This is a genomic window from Oxalobacteraceae sp. CFBP 8761, from assembly GCA_014841595.1.
In the GTDB taxonomy this organism is placed as follows: Bacteria; Pseudomonadota; Gammaproteobacteria; order Burkholderiales; family Burkholderiaceae_D; genus Telluria.
In genome coordinates, this window is sequence record JACYUE010000002.1 from 890319 (window position 1) to 903887 (window position 13569).

The following is a 13569-nucleotide window of genomic DNA, read 5'->3' on the forward strand; positions in this document are numbered from 1 at the left end:
CCTGTTGTTGTTGTGGCTTAGGCAGCCACGGATTTAATGCGAATAAGTTTGCCGTCGACCACGTGCAACCCGCATTCCTTCGATTCCGGGTTTTCCCACCACCAGCGGCCGGCGCGCACATCTTCACCGGGCTGGACAGCGCGGGTGCACGGTTCGCAACCGATCGACGGAAAACCCCGATCGTGCAGCGCGTTGTACGGCACATTGTTCGAGCGCAGATAGTCCCAGACGTTCTCTTCGCTCCAGTCCGTCAACGGATTGAACTTTTGCATGGCGTGGCTCAGATCGTCTTCCTGCACCGCCAGTTCGGCGCGGGTGGCCGATTGCGCGCGGCGCTGGCCCGTGATCCAGGCGCGCTTGCCGGCCAGCGCGCGGCCGAGCGGCTCGACCTTGCGGATGCGGCAGCATTCCTTACGCATGTCCACGCTCTCGTAGAACGCGTTCAGGCCGCTCTGCGTGACGTAGCGCTCGACCGCCAGCGGGTCGGGACGGAACAGGGCGATATCGTAGTCGTACGTTTCCTTGACGCGATCGATCATCGCCAGCGTCTCGGCATGCAGACGGCCCGTCTCGAGCGAAAAGATCGCAATCGGCAAATTTGCCTTCAGGATCAGGTCGGTCAGCACCATGTCTTCCGCCGCCAGGCTCGATGCAAACACCGCTGGCGTGAAATCACGGGCAATACGTTCCAGGATCGCGCTGGTCTCGGCCACGCGACGATGCAGATCGCTCATGGGTTACTCCTAGCTGGCAACGTCGGCGGGCGGCGCCGGGGTTTCCCGCGGCACGCGGCGGAACAACGGCACCGGATTGTCGATCGACGCCTGGTAGGTTTCCGAAAACACCGACAAGCCCTTGAGCGCATCGTGGATGCTGCGATCCTGGCGGGTGGCAAACGCGTCGAAGCCGCAGCGCTGCATCTGGAACAGCTGGTCGCGCAGCACGTCGCCGATGGCGCGCAGTTCGCCTGTCCAGCCCAGGCGGCGGCGCAGGTTGAAGGCCGTCGAGTAGCCACGGCCATCGGTGAACTTCGGGAAGTCGATCGCGATGACCGCAAAGCGGCCCAGATCGTCCTTGATGCTCTCCGCGCGTTCGTCCGGCGCCAGCCATATGCCGAGCTCGGCGCGCGTCTCCAGCGCAGCGCGCTGGGCCAGCCAGACGGTCAGCGGCACGATGATCTTGCCGGCCGGGACCTCGATTGTCTCGGCTGCATCGGTTTCTGCAAGACGCAGCACGCTCCAGTCGTCGGCGACGACTTCGCGGCCCTTGATGATCTGTGGGTGAGCGTCAAGCATACTGATCTTCCTTCGCTGGTTCGCCGGCCGGAATCGGCGTGGCATACACATGTTCCTTGAACGGGGCGATGCCCAGGCGGCCTACGGTGTCGACGAAGCGCTCACCCTCGATCCGACACTGGACATACGTCTCGAGCAGGCGCCCGATGACTTCCGGCATTTGCGGCGCCGAGAACGACGGGCCGATGATCTTGCCGATGGCTGACGTGTTGCCCTGCGCACCGCCGACCGACACCTGGTACCACTCGCTGCCATCCTTGTCCACGCCCAGGATTCCGATATTGCCGACGTGGTGGTGGCCGCAGGCATTGATGCAGCCCGAGATATTCAGTTCGATGTCGCCGATGTCGTGCTGGAAGTCGAGGTCGTCGAAGCGTTCGGCAATCGCCGCGGCAATCGGCAAGGACTTGGCATTGGCCAGCGAGCAATAGTCGCCGCCCGGGCAGGCAATGATGTCGGTCAGGAGGCCAATGTTCGGCGTGGCCAGGCCCTGCGATTTGAGCAATTGCCACAGCGCGAACAACTGGCTTTGCTCGACATCGGCCAGCACCAGATTCTGCTCGTGCGTCACGCGCACTTCGCCAAAGCTGAACTGGTCGGCCAGGTCGGCCACGAAATCGAGTTGCCCGTCGGTGGCGTCGCCCGGCGGCACGCCGGTTTTTTTCAGCGACAGCAGCACGGCCGCGTAACCCGGCACCTTGTGTGGCTTGACGTTGCGGTCTAACCAGTTGGCGAACGGCTTGTTGTCCGGCTGCGACGCAGCCACGTCGATCGTCTCGAGCGTGCGATAGGCGTGCGGCTGGAACCACTTGGCAACGCGGTCGAATTCTTCCTGCGTCAGCGTTTCAGGGCCATCCTTCAGGTCGGCCCATTCGGCTTCGACCTGACGCGTGAATTCCTCGACGCCCATGGCTTTAAGCAAAATCTTGATACGTGCCTTGTACTTGTTGTCGCGGCGACCGTTCTGGTTGTACACGCGCATCACGGCTTCGGTGTAGGTCAGCAGGTGCTGCCACGGCAGGAAATCGCGGATGACGCTACCCAGGATCGGCGTGCGGCCCATGCCGCCACCGGCCATGAACTTGAAGCCGACTTCGCCTGCTTCATTGTGCACAACCGTCAGACCGATATCGTGCACGGCAATGGCCGCGCGGTCTTCGACTGCGCCATTGATGGCGACCTTGAACTTGCGGGGCAGGGCGGCAAATTCCGGGTGGAAGGTGCTCCACTGGCGCAGGATCTCGGCAAACGGGCGCGGATCGATGATCTCATCGGCCGCCACACCGGCGAATTCGTCGGTGGTGATGTTGCGGATGCAATTGCCCGAGGTCTGGATGGCGTGCATCTCGACGGAGGCCAGGTCGGTCAGGATGTCCGGGGTCTGCTCCAGCTCGATCCAGTTGTACTGGATGTTCTGGCGCGTGGTGAAGTGGCCGTAGCCGCGGTCGTAGGTGCGGGCTATGTGGCCAAACATGCGCACCTGGGCGCTCGACAGCAGGCCGTACGGCACGGCGACGCGCAGCATGTAGGCGTGGCGCTGCATGTACAGGCCATTCTGCAGGCGCAGCGGGATGAATTCTTCTTCGAGCAACTCACCGCTCAGGCGGCGCGCCACCTGGTCGCGATACTGGGCGATGCGCTCGCGCACGATGAGATGGTCGTACTGGTCGTAACGATACATGGGCTTGTTCCGGTAAGGGCGGATAGTGCACGCCCATTCAATAATGTTCCGATGATACGGAGATCGGCTTATATTCCAAACTACGGATAATTTATTTGCTTATATACGTAACCTGAATAAGCATCTTAAAATGCTGTTCGCAGATCCAACAAGAATATTTCCAGAATGAACCTCCATCAGCTGCGCTTCGTGCGCGAGGCCGTGCGCCAGAACTACAACCTGACCGACGCCGCCAAATCGCTGTTTACATCGCAGCCGGGGGTCTCGAAGGCGATCATCGAGCTGGAAGAAGAGCTGGGCGTCGACATCTTCACGCGCCACGGCAAGCGCATTCGCGGCCTGACCGAGCCGGGCCGGCTGGTACTGCAGTCGGTCGAGCTGATCATGCAGGAGATCGAAAGCCTCAAGCGCATCGGCAAGGAATACGCCGCCCACGACAGCGGCAGCTTCACGATTGCCACCACGCACACGCAGGCGCGCTACATGCTGCCGAAAGTGGTGCAGGCGTTCATGCAGAAGTACCCGAAGGTGCGCCTGTCGTTGCTGCAGGGTAATCCGAAGCAGATCGCCGACATGGTCAAGAGCGACCAGGCCGACCTGGCCATCGCCACCGAAGCGATCACGACGATCGATGGCCTGATCACGCTGCCGGCCTACCAGTGGGAGCACGTGGTGGTGGCCCCGCCCGAGCACCCGCTGTTCAAGTCGCGGGCGATCTCGCTCGAAGAAATCGCCAGCTACCCGATCATCACGTATGATGCCGCCTTCGCCGGGCGCAGCAAGATCGATCACGCTTTCGGCCTGCGCGCCCTGAGCCCGGACGTCCTGCTGGAGGCGATCGACGCCGACGTGATCAAGACCTATGTCGAACTGGGCATGGGCATCGGCATCATCGCCGGCATGGCGTTCGATGCCGAGCGCGACCGCGGCCTGCGCGCAATCCCGGTCGGCCACCTGTTCGGCATGAACACGTCGCGCGTGGCGATCAAGCAGGGCGCCTACCTGCGCAGCTATGTGTACACCTTCATCGAACTGCTGACGCCGACACTGAATCGCAAGATGGTCGAATCGGCCATGCGCGGTGGGGACAATTACGAACTTTGATGCACAACGACATTTCAATGGAAACACCGATGGACAAGAATCCGGTTATCGCCTACTACGACAGCATTGCCGCTCACTATGACAACGCCGCCGCCGAGGTGGCCGACGAGCAGCTGGAAGACCTGGACGAAGCGCGCGAGCAAATTTCCACGCTGCTGGCTGGCCACCGCATCCTGGAGCTGGGCTGCGGCAGCGGCGCCTGGACCGAGGTGCTGGCCGAGACCGCCGAGTCGATCGTCGCCACCGACGCCAGCGCCGCGATGCTCGAGCTCGCGCAGATGCATGGCGAAGACCTGGACAATGTCGAATACCGCCTGATGGATGCCCTCGCGCTGCCAGACGATCTGGGCACGGGCGAAGACAAGTTCACGGCCGTGTTCCTGGGCGGCCTGTGGGCGCACCTGACCCGCAAGCAGCAGGACGATCTGCTGCAATCACTGAAAAAGCGTCTGGGCAAGGATGTGCTGCTGGTGCTGTTCGACGACAACTACGTCGAAGGCGAGAGCGCCGTCACCGTGCGCACCGATTTGCTGGGCAATACTCACGAATTCCAGCTCGATGCCGACGGCAAGCAGCATGAACTCGTCAAGAACTACCCGACCGACAGCGCGCTGCGCAAGCGCGTTGGGGTGGCGGGACGCGAGATCCGCGTGGCGCGCTGGGAGTTTTACTGGGTGCTGACCTGCCGCTTGAAATGACCGTGTCTTTGCAGCCAGCCGACAGCCGCTTCACGGTCGAGCGTGCGACACGCGAGGATCAGGCGCTGTTGTTCCGCATGCTGCAGTTCTATTACTTCGAGGCGACCCAGTGGAGCGGCGAAGACTTGCTGGAAGATGGGCTGTACGAGTCCGATGCAGCTGGCGTGGCAAGCTACTGCGAGCCGGACGGCGCGGACGTAGCCTGGCTGTTGAAGGTAGACGGCCACCCGGCCGGTGTCGTGTTGGTCGAAACGATCCCGTTCGAAGGTGGACAGATCCGGGAATTGGCCGACCTGTTTGTCATGCCGAAGTACCGCCGTCTCGGCCTGGCCGAGGCGGCTACGCGCAAGATCGTGCCGGGTCACGAAGGGCCGTGGTTGTTGTCGGTGTTTCGCAAGGATGAACGTGCGCTGCGTTACTGGCAGGGCGCCTTTGCGCGGCTGCCGTTCAGGTCGGTCCAGCTCGGGCCACACTATGCGCTTTTTCACCAGTTCATCATCAATGGTGATGTGTCCGGCTGATCTTTCAGAACCACTTACTTCATTCTTATCATGCACATCTGGGTCGATGCCGATGCCTGTCCTGGCGTCATCAAGGACATCCTGTTCCGGGTAGCGGAACGCACCCAGTTGCCCGTCACGCTGGTGGCGAATCAGTTGATGCGCGTGCCGGGCTCGCGCTTCATCCGCGCGCTGCAGGTGCCCGCAGGCGCCGATGTGGCCGATGCCGAGATCGTCGAGCGCGTGAGTCCGGGCGACATCGTCGTCACCGGCGACATTCCGCTGGCGGCGCTGGTGCTGGAGAAGGGCGGCCTGCCGCTCAATCCGCGCGGCGACTGGTACACGAAGGACACGATCGCGCAGCAACTGACGATGCGCGCCTTCATGGAAGAACTGCGTGGCAGCGGCGTCGATACGGGTGGGCCGGCGGCGTTCAGCCAGGCCGACAGCCGCCATTTCGCCAATGCCCTTGATCGCGCGCTGGCGAAGCGGAAATAAATCCTGTTTTGCCATTCAGGTTGGCCTGGATGTATATGCACAGTATGACAGCGGCATGGAATCAATCCGGGCCGTAGATTCCGGTCGTGGCTTCTGGTAGGGTAGTCCGCTTGTACCTGCAATCTGCGCCAGTGGCGGAGCGTCGTCCACTTGATCGACTTGCCATCCGGGGGAATCATGCCAGCCGTTTCAGTCAGCGGTCGCCGCATCCTGCTTACGTTGCTCGCGTTTGGTGCCGAAGCCGGCATCCTGGCATGGGAATATCTGAACGGTGGCGTTCGGTCCCACCACCTGCTGGCCAATCCGGATCTGCCCGCCGTCTCGAACTGGTGGGGACTGCTCCTGATTCCGCTGTTGACGTGGTGGACCATGACCCAGTTGCGCCGCCGCATTGAAAGCAGCGCTCAGTACAACGCGAAGGGGCTTGCAGCACTGGCCGCATTCGTGTGCGCCCTGGTGTATGGCCTCGCATTGTCGCTCCTGTTCTCGCACGGCAGTATGCTGGTCGACTATGCTTTCTTCGGTCTCCTGGCCGTGGCCCTGGTGCTGCGCCTGTGGCATGGCGAGTATCTGCTTGGATTCGTTTTCGGCATGGGGTTCGTGATCGGGCCGGTTTTGCCAGCGCTATTCGGCGCCATGGTCGCGCTGTTTTCATGGACGGTGCATACCGCGTGGCGCGTGCTGTGGCGCAAGGTCCGCGCCAGGCGCGGTCTGGCATGACTGACCAGATCATCGCCCCATCCAATAAATGTAAGCATTTGTTAAGTCGGTCAACAACTTGGCGAGCTCATCGTTGATTGGTCAGTAGCATGGAAAACATGCACTTCCAAACCATCATCCAAGGAGCTGCACCATGAAAAAATTGACTGTTACCCTGATTGCAGGTCTGTTTGCCACCGCTGCCTTCGCCCAGACGCCAGCCACGCATTCGTCTTCAGCAACGTCAGAAGCACACGCCACGACGGATACCAAGACCCCGAAAGCTGCATTCGTCCCTAACGAGAATCTGAAGGGCAGCACGCAAACCGACGGCAAGCTGGTCAAGAAGGTCAGCAAGGACGATGCGAAAGCGGTAGCGCAAGCCGACAAGGAAGCCAAGGCGACGGCAAAAGCCGAGAGCAAGGGCGACGTCAAGGCAAAGTAAGGGCGCGGGGAGCGGTGGAAACCGGGACCCACAGAACACCTGTATTAGAGGCGGCAAGAACGGATCATCGTCTGGCCGCATGAAAAAACCCGCGAGTGTCGCGGGTTTTTTTACGCATCAATCTTCGCCCTCGTGGTACTGCGCGAACAGCAGCCCCACGAAATCGACGACCGCCCTGACGCGCGCAGTCGTTCGCACCGTACGATGCATCGAGAGCCAGATGGCCTGATCCAACTCGGGAATATGCGCAATTGCCGGGACGAGACCATGGGCTTCGCTTGCCAGAAACGAGGCCAGCACACCCAGCCCGGCGCCATGCGTCACACCATCTAGGATGCCAAGGCCATAGCTGCAGCGCATCCAGGGCGCAGGCGCACCGGGCAGCGCCCGTAACCACTGGTCGGACTGGAACTCGGCCCGTGGCTCGTCGAAGCCCACGAATGGCACGCCGGTCCAGTTCTGGTTTGCTATGGCCTCGGCATAACGCGTTGCGATCGCCTGACTGCCATATAGTCCAAACGACAGCGTGCCGACCTGGCGCGCCACGAGGTCGAGCTGTTCGGGCCGGTAAGGCCGAATTGCAATATCGGCTTCGCGCCGCGCCAGGTTATAGGGCCGGTGGGAGGTAACGATCTCGACCTCCACATCGGGATAGGCGTCATGGAACGGTGCGAAGCGGGTAGTGAGGAAGTACGAGAGCCATTCGTCGGTATTGATGCGTACCACGCCCGACGCAGAACTTGCATTCTGTCGCGCCTGTGCATGCTCGACTTCCAGGGCAATATCGCTCATCTGTTCGGCCAGTGCGAACATGTCCACGCCAAACGTCGTTGGAACGCAACCACCTTGATGGCGCTCGACAAGCTTCTGGCCGACCGCTTCTTCGAGCTGGTCGAGCCTTCGCGACAGTGTGGCAGGGCTCAATCCCGCCCTGCGCGCCGCACCGCGCAAGGTGCCTTCTTGCGCGATGAGTGCCAGCAAGCGCAGGTCGTCCCAGTTCAAGTGTTTCATATTTGCACTATGATGCCTCAGTTTCTTGGCTATGTGTGCATTTATAGACTATGGGATGATCTTGCCTTGCTTTGCCGGTCCAGCGTTTGAACGTACTGCTCAACATCTGCTTGCCGCAAGTCCCCAACAATAACAAGGATCTACATGCGTACATTCGCCGATCGCGTGCGGCACGCGCTTCTTTTCGAGGCGGTGGCGCTGGCCATCTTTATCCCAGGATCTGCCGTCCTGTTCGACCAGCCCGTGCAGGACATGGGCGTCATCGGCATTTTCTCGGCCACCATCGCCACATTCTGGAATTTCGTGTTCAACGTTGGATTTGACCGCGCCATGCTGCGTCTGCGCGGCAGCGTCGAAAAGACGATGGCGATTCGTGTCACGCATACCTTTCTGTTCGAAGCCGGTCTGGTTGCCATGCTGATCCCGCTGATCGCCTGGTATCTGGGGATTGGCTTGTGGGCTGCGCTACTGATGGATATCGCTATCGTGACGTTTTATCTGGTTTACGGCTTTTTGTTCAATCTTGCATATGATCGCTTGTTCCCGGTCGCCAGTGTGGCGGCGCCCGCGCAGCCCTGCTGAGTATTCGAATACACGAACAGGATCAATCGCGCGGCAACTGACGATGCGCGTCTGCGTGGAAGCCGATCGCCGCAATCTGCCACCCGCACGATCGCCTGCTCTCAATGGGTCGCTCGTCAGCTTCGCTCATGCGGGCGCGGTTGCCCCGTCAGGATGCCTTCGTAGTTTTCCAGCGTGTCGCCGACGTGGATGTCGCCGTCGCGGATGTCGTAGAAATGCAGGTGATCGCTATGTGCGCTGGCACGTACTTTGACCACCGACAGCACCCGGCGCAGACGGCCGTGCAGTTCGATATAGCGCTGCATCAAAATCGCATCGGCCAGGAAGGCGTTGCCATACGAAGAAAAGCGCAGATCGGTATAGCGGTCTTCGGTCTCGGCGGTCATCAATACCGTCACACCCAGCTGCGTCAGCGATGCCACCAGCCGGTAGAGGGACTCGCGGAAGTCTTCGCGAAAGACCGAGGCCAGCGCCATTTCAAAGCCGGACAGCGAATCGATGACGACCCGCTTCGCCTTCATCTTGACGATCATGTCGATCAGGTCATGCAGCACTTCGTCGAGCGACAGATCGAGCGTGCGTGTGTTGATCACGCCGGCGCTGCCGCTCTCGACCAGCGCATCGAGCCGCTGGCTCATCAGTTGATTGGGACTTTTTTCAAAGGCGGCGATGATTCCCGGTTCGCCGACACGGGCGCCTTCTTCGAGAAACTGGGTGGCCAATACCGTCTTGCCGGAACCCGACGGGCCAACGACCAGCATCGAATACCCGGCCGGTAGTCCACCGCCGAGCATGGTATCGATCGCGGGTACCCCCATCGACAGCCGCTGTGTCGGCTTGAAGCGCACTGGTGCGCCAAGGGCTTGCCGGACCATTGCGCGCGGGAAGATGCGCAGGCCCTGGTCGTCGATGCGAAACGTGTGCATGCCCAGGCTTTGCGCGTGGCCGCGCAATTTGACGACCTGGATCTTGCGTACCAGTGCATCGCGGTGTACCAGCTGGGACAGCCAGATGATGCCATCGGCAACCGTGAACACGGGACTCGACTCTTCTTCGGGCACCAGGTATTCGCCAATCAGGAAGGTCGTCGCCAGCCAGCTCGTCATCTGCATGCCCAGCTGCTGGACAAAATGCTGCAAGCCTGCCGGACCGTCGTCAAGGCCGCGCGCAGTCTGCACGACGGAGCGGAACGAATCGACAAACACGAGGCTCGCGCCAAAGGCGCGGACTTCTTCCGTGATGCGGGCGAGCACGGCATCGAAATTTCCCTCAAGCAGATCGGCCGAGAGGTTGACGAACCTGATCGAGTCATCGATTTTTTCGGGATCGAAGAACGGAAACTGTTGCTGATAGCGAAGCATCTTGAGTGCGGGTTCGCCCAGCACGGTGAAGAAAATTGCACGCCGTGTCGGATTGGCCAGTGAGAACATGATCTGGTGTGCCATCGTCGTCTTGCCGCTGCCGGGCGTTCCTGCAAGCAGGTTGAACGAAAACTCGGGCACGCCGCCACCCAGCAAATCATCGAGTCCGGGTACACCGGTCGCCAGCAGGCGGATAGTTACTTTGTTCATTTTGATGGCTCCGGTACATCTTCTACAGCGAGCGTCTTCCAGGCCGAAAGGAGGATGCGATTGGTTACGAGTTCGCCGACCAGCAGGATCAGGGTGTCGGCGAAAATATGCAGCAATGCGGCGCTGGCATGTTCCGATTCTTCGATGTCACGGCTGGCGAGCAGGGTCGCCAGATGGGTGAGCGCGCCGGTGCCGGGGTGTTGCACTTCAGCCAGCCATGGATGGCGTGGTACGAGTTCGTGCATGCATCTGACCAGCAGCGACGCGAAGCCCTGGTCACCAATGATCGTGCCGAGCGCTGTGGCGATGCTCGTCCACAATGTCACGCTGGATTCACCACGTTGTGCAAGCACCAGCACGGCGCGCTCGATCAGCGCGTGTCGCTGGAGGGTGAGGGGAGCCGTCATGGACATTTCCTGGAAATAATTCGGCCTGATGGTGACACAGCGAGAATGATTCTCCGATGCGTTCGGGGCAGGGCTTCAGGCTGGACGTTGATGAAACTACGCGAGACGATCACACGGAGGGCTGCGGTGCATGCGCTGTCTTGAGAGGCACGGCAGCGACTAACTCTAACAGGTTATCAATATTAATCGGCTTCACCAGATGCTCGTCGAATCCGGACGCCAGCGCGCGCGACCGGTCTTCGAGCTGGCCGTAACCCGATATGGCGACGCAGAAAGGCGCAGCTTGGGCCAGAGTAGCGCGCAAGCTCCGGACCAGATCGTAGCCAGTCATTCCTGGCAGGCCGATATCGCACAGGATCACATCGAATGCGCCGGTGCATGCCAGTGTGAGTCCGGCAATGCCATCGAACGCCTTGATCACGGTGTGGTTCTCCGAACACAACACCATCTCCAGCATCGCGCTGGCATCCCGGTTGTCTTCGACCAGCAGAATGTGGTGGCGCAATGCGGGCGGCGGGGTGACAGGCACCACGACAAGGGGCGCATCGGTCACCTCGAGCAGCGGCAGCCTGACCGTGAAGACCGTGCCTTGGCCTAATCCGGGACTGGCTGCGCTGACGCTGCCGCCATGCATCTCGACGACATTGCGGACGATATTCAAGCCGATCCCCAGGCCACCCTGGGAGCGGGCCAGTGTCCTGGGGCCCTGTGCGAACAGCGTGAAGACAGTGGGCAAGACGTCGGCAGCGATGCCGTCGCCGTCATCACCGACCGTCACGACCACGTCACTACCGATCACGCAAGCCCGAAGACAAATGCTGCCGCCAATCGGCGTGAATTTCGACGCGTTGACCAGCAAGTTCGAGAACACTTGCGCCAGCCTGACACCATCGCCGAACACCTGAATAGCGCGATCGGGTACCTCGATGATCAACTGCTGCCTGCGCTCATTGACACGCGCCTGCACGGTGTCCACCGCATTGGCTAGCTGCTCGGCAACCAGCAGCGCCTGCTTGTGCAATTCGATCTTGCCGCTGCTGATGCGCGCTGCGTCGAGCAAGTCGTCCAGTAAGCGGGAGAGTTGTCCTACCTGGCGGTCAATGATGGCTTTGATGTGCATCAGCTCGGTCGATGGGGCGGGCATCCTGCCCAGCATCGCGCTGGCCATGCTGATCGGCGCGAGTGGATTGCGCAACTCATGGGCCAGCATTGCAAGAAATTCGTTCTGGCGCCGGTTTGCGGCTTCCGCTTGCGCGCGCAAGTCTTCAGCATCGAACGTTGCCAGCAGTAGATGCTGGTTGGCGCTGCACAGGATGGCATTTTGCTCCATCAGCGCATCGTGCACGCCGTCGGCGTCGTGCAGCGGCGCTGGCGTGGTCATCGGCATAGGTAGGCTATTGATTCCTGGTTATGTTAACCATCGGCTACTATTGGTCGCAATAAACGGCCATCATACAACCTAACAGCACGTTGGGAACAGATATTGGCTGAATGATGACTTTTGCCGTGATTTCAATGCAATCGATGGCACGCTGGGGAATCAAAAATCAATCCGGGCCTCCCTCGCGGCAAATTGTCGTGGAGGCGACTTGCCACCTTACTCAATCGGTGCGAGCCGATCGTCGTACTGCGTCGAAGTAGTAATTGTCACCCTCGTCCGTGCACGTGTTGTTGAGTTGCAGGCCGGCCCCATCGAGCAATCGCTCGTAGTGCGCTTTACCAAGCGACACAGAACGCTGTCCGGTCAGCACGTCCTCCCACTCGCACTTCTGATGTGGAGCAGTAAACAAGAAACGGCCACCTGGTTCGAGTGCTTCTGCTATTTTTTCGATCAGCTTTCGCTGGTCGTCTTCCGACAGCAGAAATATCAGTCCGATTGCCACGAGACCGTCGAAGGTTCGACCGAAAAAGGTACTGTCCTGCACGGTCTCACACGCTGCATGAGCATCCCCAAATCGCCGTGCAAACATGGACGCCAGCGTCGGAGAGGCGTCGATGCCAAACACCGTCAAACCCTCTTCGGCGAGTGTTGAGGAAACCGGGAAGCCCGATCCGCAGCCGACATCCAGGACCTCGCCGCCCGGCGGCAAAGCACTTGCCCAGCGCCGGATGACATCGCGACCGGTGTCAGAACGAACCGCGGCAAACGCTGAAGCGATATGTTCCCAGCCATTGTCCTGATTGTTGATCACCACGAATCTCCGGTCAGATGATGGGTTAACCTTGACCAGTAGCGGCAGCTTGGCAGCGTTCGACCCGGCGCATCAGTCGTAAAACGCTGTCAGGTCGCGCGGTCTGGCCTGATTTGACGACCAGTTTACCTGGGCCGTGCTCAAATTGGGATTGTCGCGTGCCATCAAGACGGGCCACTTGCCGCCGTCGTTTACAGCGAAAACACAACGCATGGGCGTTGTGTTTTCAAAGTACGCGAGATCGTTGCGCCTTACTGGAGAAGCTGGTGGCCAATCAAGCCGGAATAACGCGGCAACCCGCTGCATTGAGAGGCCGCATTGTGATTGATCCGCAGAGAGGCCCTGGCTGGGGAGTGGCCAGTCATTGTCCTTCGCTAACGCTGCGCAACGGTCGATGAGATCACCACCATATCAGCGAAGCGCGGATCTGGCGCGTAGGTCATGAGCATGTCGTCACCGAATTCACCAAGATTGAATTCCATGGTGACTCGACCATCTCCCGACGCAAATTTATAAGGGGCGACAGCAAGAAGACGCATCGGTTGCTGTTTATCGATTTTAGTGTCGATCGTGCGGGTGCCTGGTCGTACCTTGAGGCGCCAGCCATTCGCCAGATCGTAGGTTCCGGCAATTTGCCGTGCTTGTTCTTCCTGAATCCGAACCGGCTTTGCTGCTGCGCTGACAATCACGGACGTGACTGGCGCCGTGTCACTTTGTGGATACGGCCAACTCTGCGCGCCAGAAGTCGGGGCGAGAAGAAATAGGGTTGCGGGAAGCAAAACAGATGAAATGCGCATGATATCTCCTTAGGAAATATAGGCAGAGGCGCCTGTTCTGGCGTTGCGCAAGAAGGGCGTGATGCCTTGTCGTCGGGAAAACATTGACC

The 13569-nt window shown here is 60.3% G+C and carries 16 protein-coding genes; 7 read left to right on the top strand and 9 right to left on the bottom strand.

Features of this window, described 5'->3' with window-relative positions; genetic code table 11:
- Nucleotides 1–17: 17 nt before the first annotated feature.
- Genes IFU00_16280 through IFU00_16290 form a run of 3 tightly spaced genes read right to left on the bottom strand, consistent with a single transcriptional unit; the run spans nt 18 to nt 2976 of the window.
- Entirely contained in the window at nt 18–734 is a 717-nt protein-coding gene (locus IFU00_16280; protein MBD8543843.1) for a phosphoadenylyl-sulfate reductase, read from the bottom strand.
- A 9-nt stretch (nt 735–743) separates the two neighbouring features.
- Complete coding sequence (locus IFU00_16285) at nt 744–1295, bottom strand: DUF934 domain-containing protein (GenBank protein MBD8543844.1); 552 nt, start codon at nt 1293–1295, stop codon at nt 744–746.
- On the bottom strand, nt 1288–2976 hold the full coding sequence (locus tag IFU00_16290; GenBank protein MBD8543845.1) for a nitrite/sulfite reductase: 1689 nt from the start codon (nt 2974–2976) through the stop codon (nt 1288–1290). Before IFU00_16290 ends, IFU00_16285 begins: the two co-directional genes overlap by 8 nt.
- A gap of 165 nt (nt 2977–3141) precedes the next feature.
- On the opposite strand from IFU00_16290, the gene IFU00_16295 reads away from it, so the two are divergent.
- From IFU00_16295 to IFU00_16320, 6 genes are all read left to right on the top strand, one after another.
- A complete protein-coding gene (locus IFU00_16295; protein ID MBD8543846.1) occupies nt 3142–4080 on the top strand; it encodes a CysB family HTH-type transcriptional regulator in 939 nt (312 codons plus the stop codon).
- A 17-nt stretch (nt 4081–4097) separates the two neighbouring features.
- Nucleotides 4098–4778 carry an L-histidine N(alpha)-methyltransferase gene (locus IFU00_16300; GenBank protein MBD8543847.1) on the top strand — a complete coding sequence of 227 codons (681 nt, stop codon included), beginning with the start codon at nt 4098–4100 and terminating at the stop codon, nt 4776–4778.
- 2 nt (nt 4779–4780) lie between these two features.
- Nucleotides 4781–5299 carry a GNAT family N-acetyltransferase gene (locus IFU00_16305; GenBank protein MBD8543848.1) on the top strand — a complete coding sequence of 173 codons (519 nt, stop codon included), beginning with the start codon at nt 4781–4783 and terminating at the stop codon, nt 5297–5299.
- 30 nt (nt 5300–5329) lie between these two features.
- Complete coding sequence (locus IFU00_16310; protein MBD8543849.1) at nt 5330–5776, top strand: YaiI/YqxD family protein; 447 nt, start codon at nt 5330–5332, stop codon at nt 5774–5776.
- Nucleotides 5777–5926: 150 nt separating this feature from the next.
- The gene (locus tag IFU00_16315; GenBank protein MBD8543850.1) at nt 5927–6496 is read left to right on the top strand and encodes a hypothetical protein; all 570 of its coding nucleotides are present in this window, start codon (nt 5927–5929) and stop codon (nt 6494–6496) included.
- A gap of 133 nt (nt 6497–6629) precedes the next feature.
- Nucleotides 6630–6920 (top strand): hypothetical protein, encoded by a 291-nt coding sequence (locus tag IFU00_16320; protein MBD8543851.1) that lies wholly within the window; start codon nt 6630–6632, stop codon nt 6918–6920.
- 117 nt (nt 6921–7037) lie between these two features.
- Here the strand turns inward: IFU00_16320 and IFU00_16325 are convergent, their stop codons facing one another.
- Nucleotides 7038–7931 carry a LysR family transcriptional regulator gene (locus IFU00_16325; protein ID MBD8543852.1) on the bottom strand — a complete coding sequence of 298 codons (894 nt, stop codon included), beginning with the start codon at nt 7929–7931 and terminating at the stop codon, nt 7038–7040.
- Nucleotides 7932–8069: 138 nt separating this feature from the next.
- Between IFU00_16325 and IFU00_16330 the strand changes: the two genes are divergently transcribed.
- On the top strand, nt 8070–8513 hold the full coding sequence (locus IFU00_16330) for a PACE efflux transporter (protein MBD8543853.1): 444 nt from the start codon (nt 8070–8072) through the stop codon (nt 8511–8513).
- A 116-nt stretch (nt 8514–8629) separates the two neighbouring features.
- Here IFU00_16330 and IFU00_16335 read toward each other — a convergent pair whose 3' ends face one another.
- The 5 genes from IFU00_16335 to IFU00_16355 all read right to left on the bottom strand — a co-directional run bounded on the left by IFU00_16335 (nt 8630) and on the right by IFU00_16355 (nt 13480).
- Nucleotides 8630–10084, bottom strand: a complete 1455-nt coding sequence (locus IFU00_16335) for an AAA family ATPase (GenBank protein ID MBD8543854.1) — start codon at nt 10082–10084, stop codon at nt 8630–8632.
- Nucleotides 10081–10491, bottom strand: coding sequence for a hypothetical protein (locus IFU00_16340; protein MBD8543855.1), 411 nt, complete (start codon nt 10489–10491; stop codon nt 10081–10083). The genes IFU00_16335 and IFU00_16340 overlap by 4 nt, the downstream gene beginning before the upstream one ends.
- Nucleotides 10492–10600: 109 nt before the next feature.
- Nucleotides 10601–11872: a response regulator gene (locus IFU00_16345; protein ID MBD8543856.1), complete on the bottom strand. Its 1272-nt coding sequence runs from the start codon at nt 11870–11872 to the stop codon at nt 10601–10603.
- A 220-nt stretch (nt 11873–12092) separates the two neighbouring features.
- The gene (locus tag IFU00_16350) at nt 12093–12683 is read right to left on the bottom strand and encodes a class I SAM-dependent methyltransferase (protein MBD8543857.1); all 591 of its coding nucleotides are present in this window, start codon (nt 12681–12683) and stop codon (nt 12093–12095) included.
- Between the two features lie 374 nt (nt 12684–13057).
- Nucleotides 13058–13480, bottom strand: coding sequence for a hypothetical protein (locus IFU00_16355; protein ID MBD8543858.1), 423 nt, complete (start codon nt 13478–13480; stop codon nt 13058–13060).
- Nucleotides 13481–13569: the final 89 nt, after the last annotated feature.

Excerpts from the sequence above, each read along its gene's own strand:
- IFU00_16285 (MBD8543844.1), bottom strand. The coding sequence starts at position 1,295 with ATGCTTGACGCTCACCCACAGATCATCAAGGGCCGCGAAGTCGTCGCC.
- IFU00_16290 (MBD8543845.1), bottom strand. The coding sequence starts at position 2,976 with ATGTATCGTTACGACCAGTACGACCATCTCATCGTGCGCGAGCGCATC.
- IFU00_16310 (MBD8543849.1), top strand. The coding sequence starts at position 5,330 with ATGCACATCTGGGTCGATGCCGATGCCTGTCCTGGCGTCATCAAGGAC.
- IFU00_16295 (MBD8543846.1), top strand. The coding sequence starts at position 3,142 with ATGAACCTCCATCAGCTGCGCTTCGTGCGCGAGGCCGTGCGCCAGAAC.
- IFU00_16355 (MBD8543858.1), bottom strand. The coding sequence starts at position 13,480 with ATGCGCATTTCATCTGTTTTGCTTCCCGCAACCCTATTTCTTCTCGCC.
- IFU00_16335 (MBD8543854.1), bottom strand. The coding sequence starts at position 10,084 with ATGAACAAAGTAACTATCCGCCTGCTGGCGACCGGTGTACCCGGACTC.
- IFU00_16345 (MBD8543856.1), bottom strand. The coding sequence starts at position 11,872 with ATGACCACGCCAGCGCCGCTGCACGACGCCGACGGCGTGCACGATGCG.
- IFU00_16320 (MBD8543851.1), top strand. The coding sequence starts at position 6,630 with ATGAAAAAATTGACTGTTACCCTGATTGCAGGTCTGTTTGCCACCGCT.
- IFU00_16340 (MBD8543855.1), bottom strand. The coding sequence starts at position 10,491 with ATGACGGCTCCCCTCACCCTCCAGCGACACGCGCTGATCGAGCGCGCC.
- IFU00_16300 (MBD8543847.1), top strand. The coding sequence starts at position 4,098 with ATGGAAACACCGATGGACAAGAATCCGGTTATCGCCTACTACGACAGC.
- IFU00_16280 (MBD8543843.1), bottom strand. The coding sequence starts at position 734 with ATGAGCGATCTGCATCGTCGCGTGGCCGAGACCAGCGCGATCCTGGAA.
- IFU00_16325 (MBD8543852.1), bottom strand. The coding sequence starts at position 7,931 with ATGAAACACTTGAACTGGGACGACCTGCGCTTGCTGGCACTCATCGCG.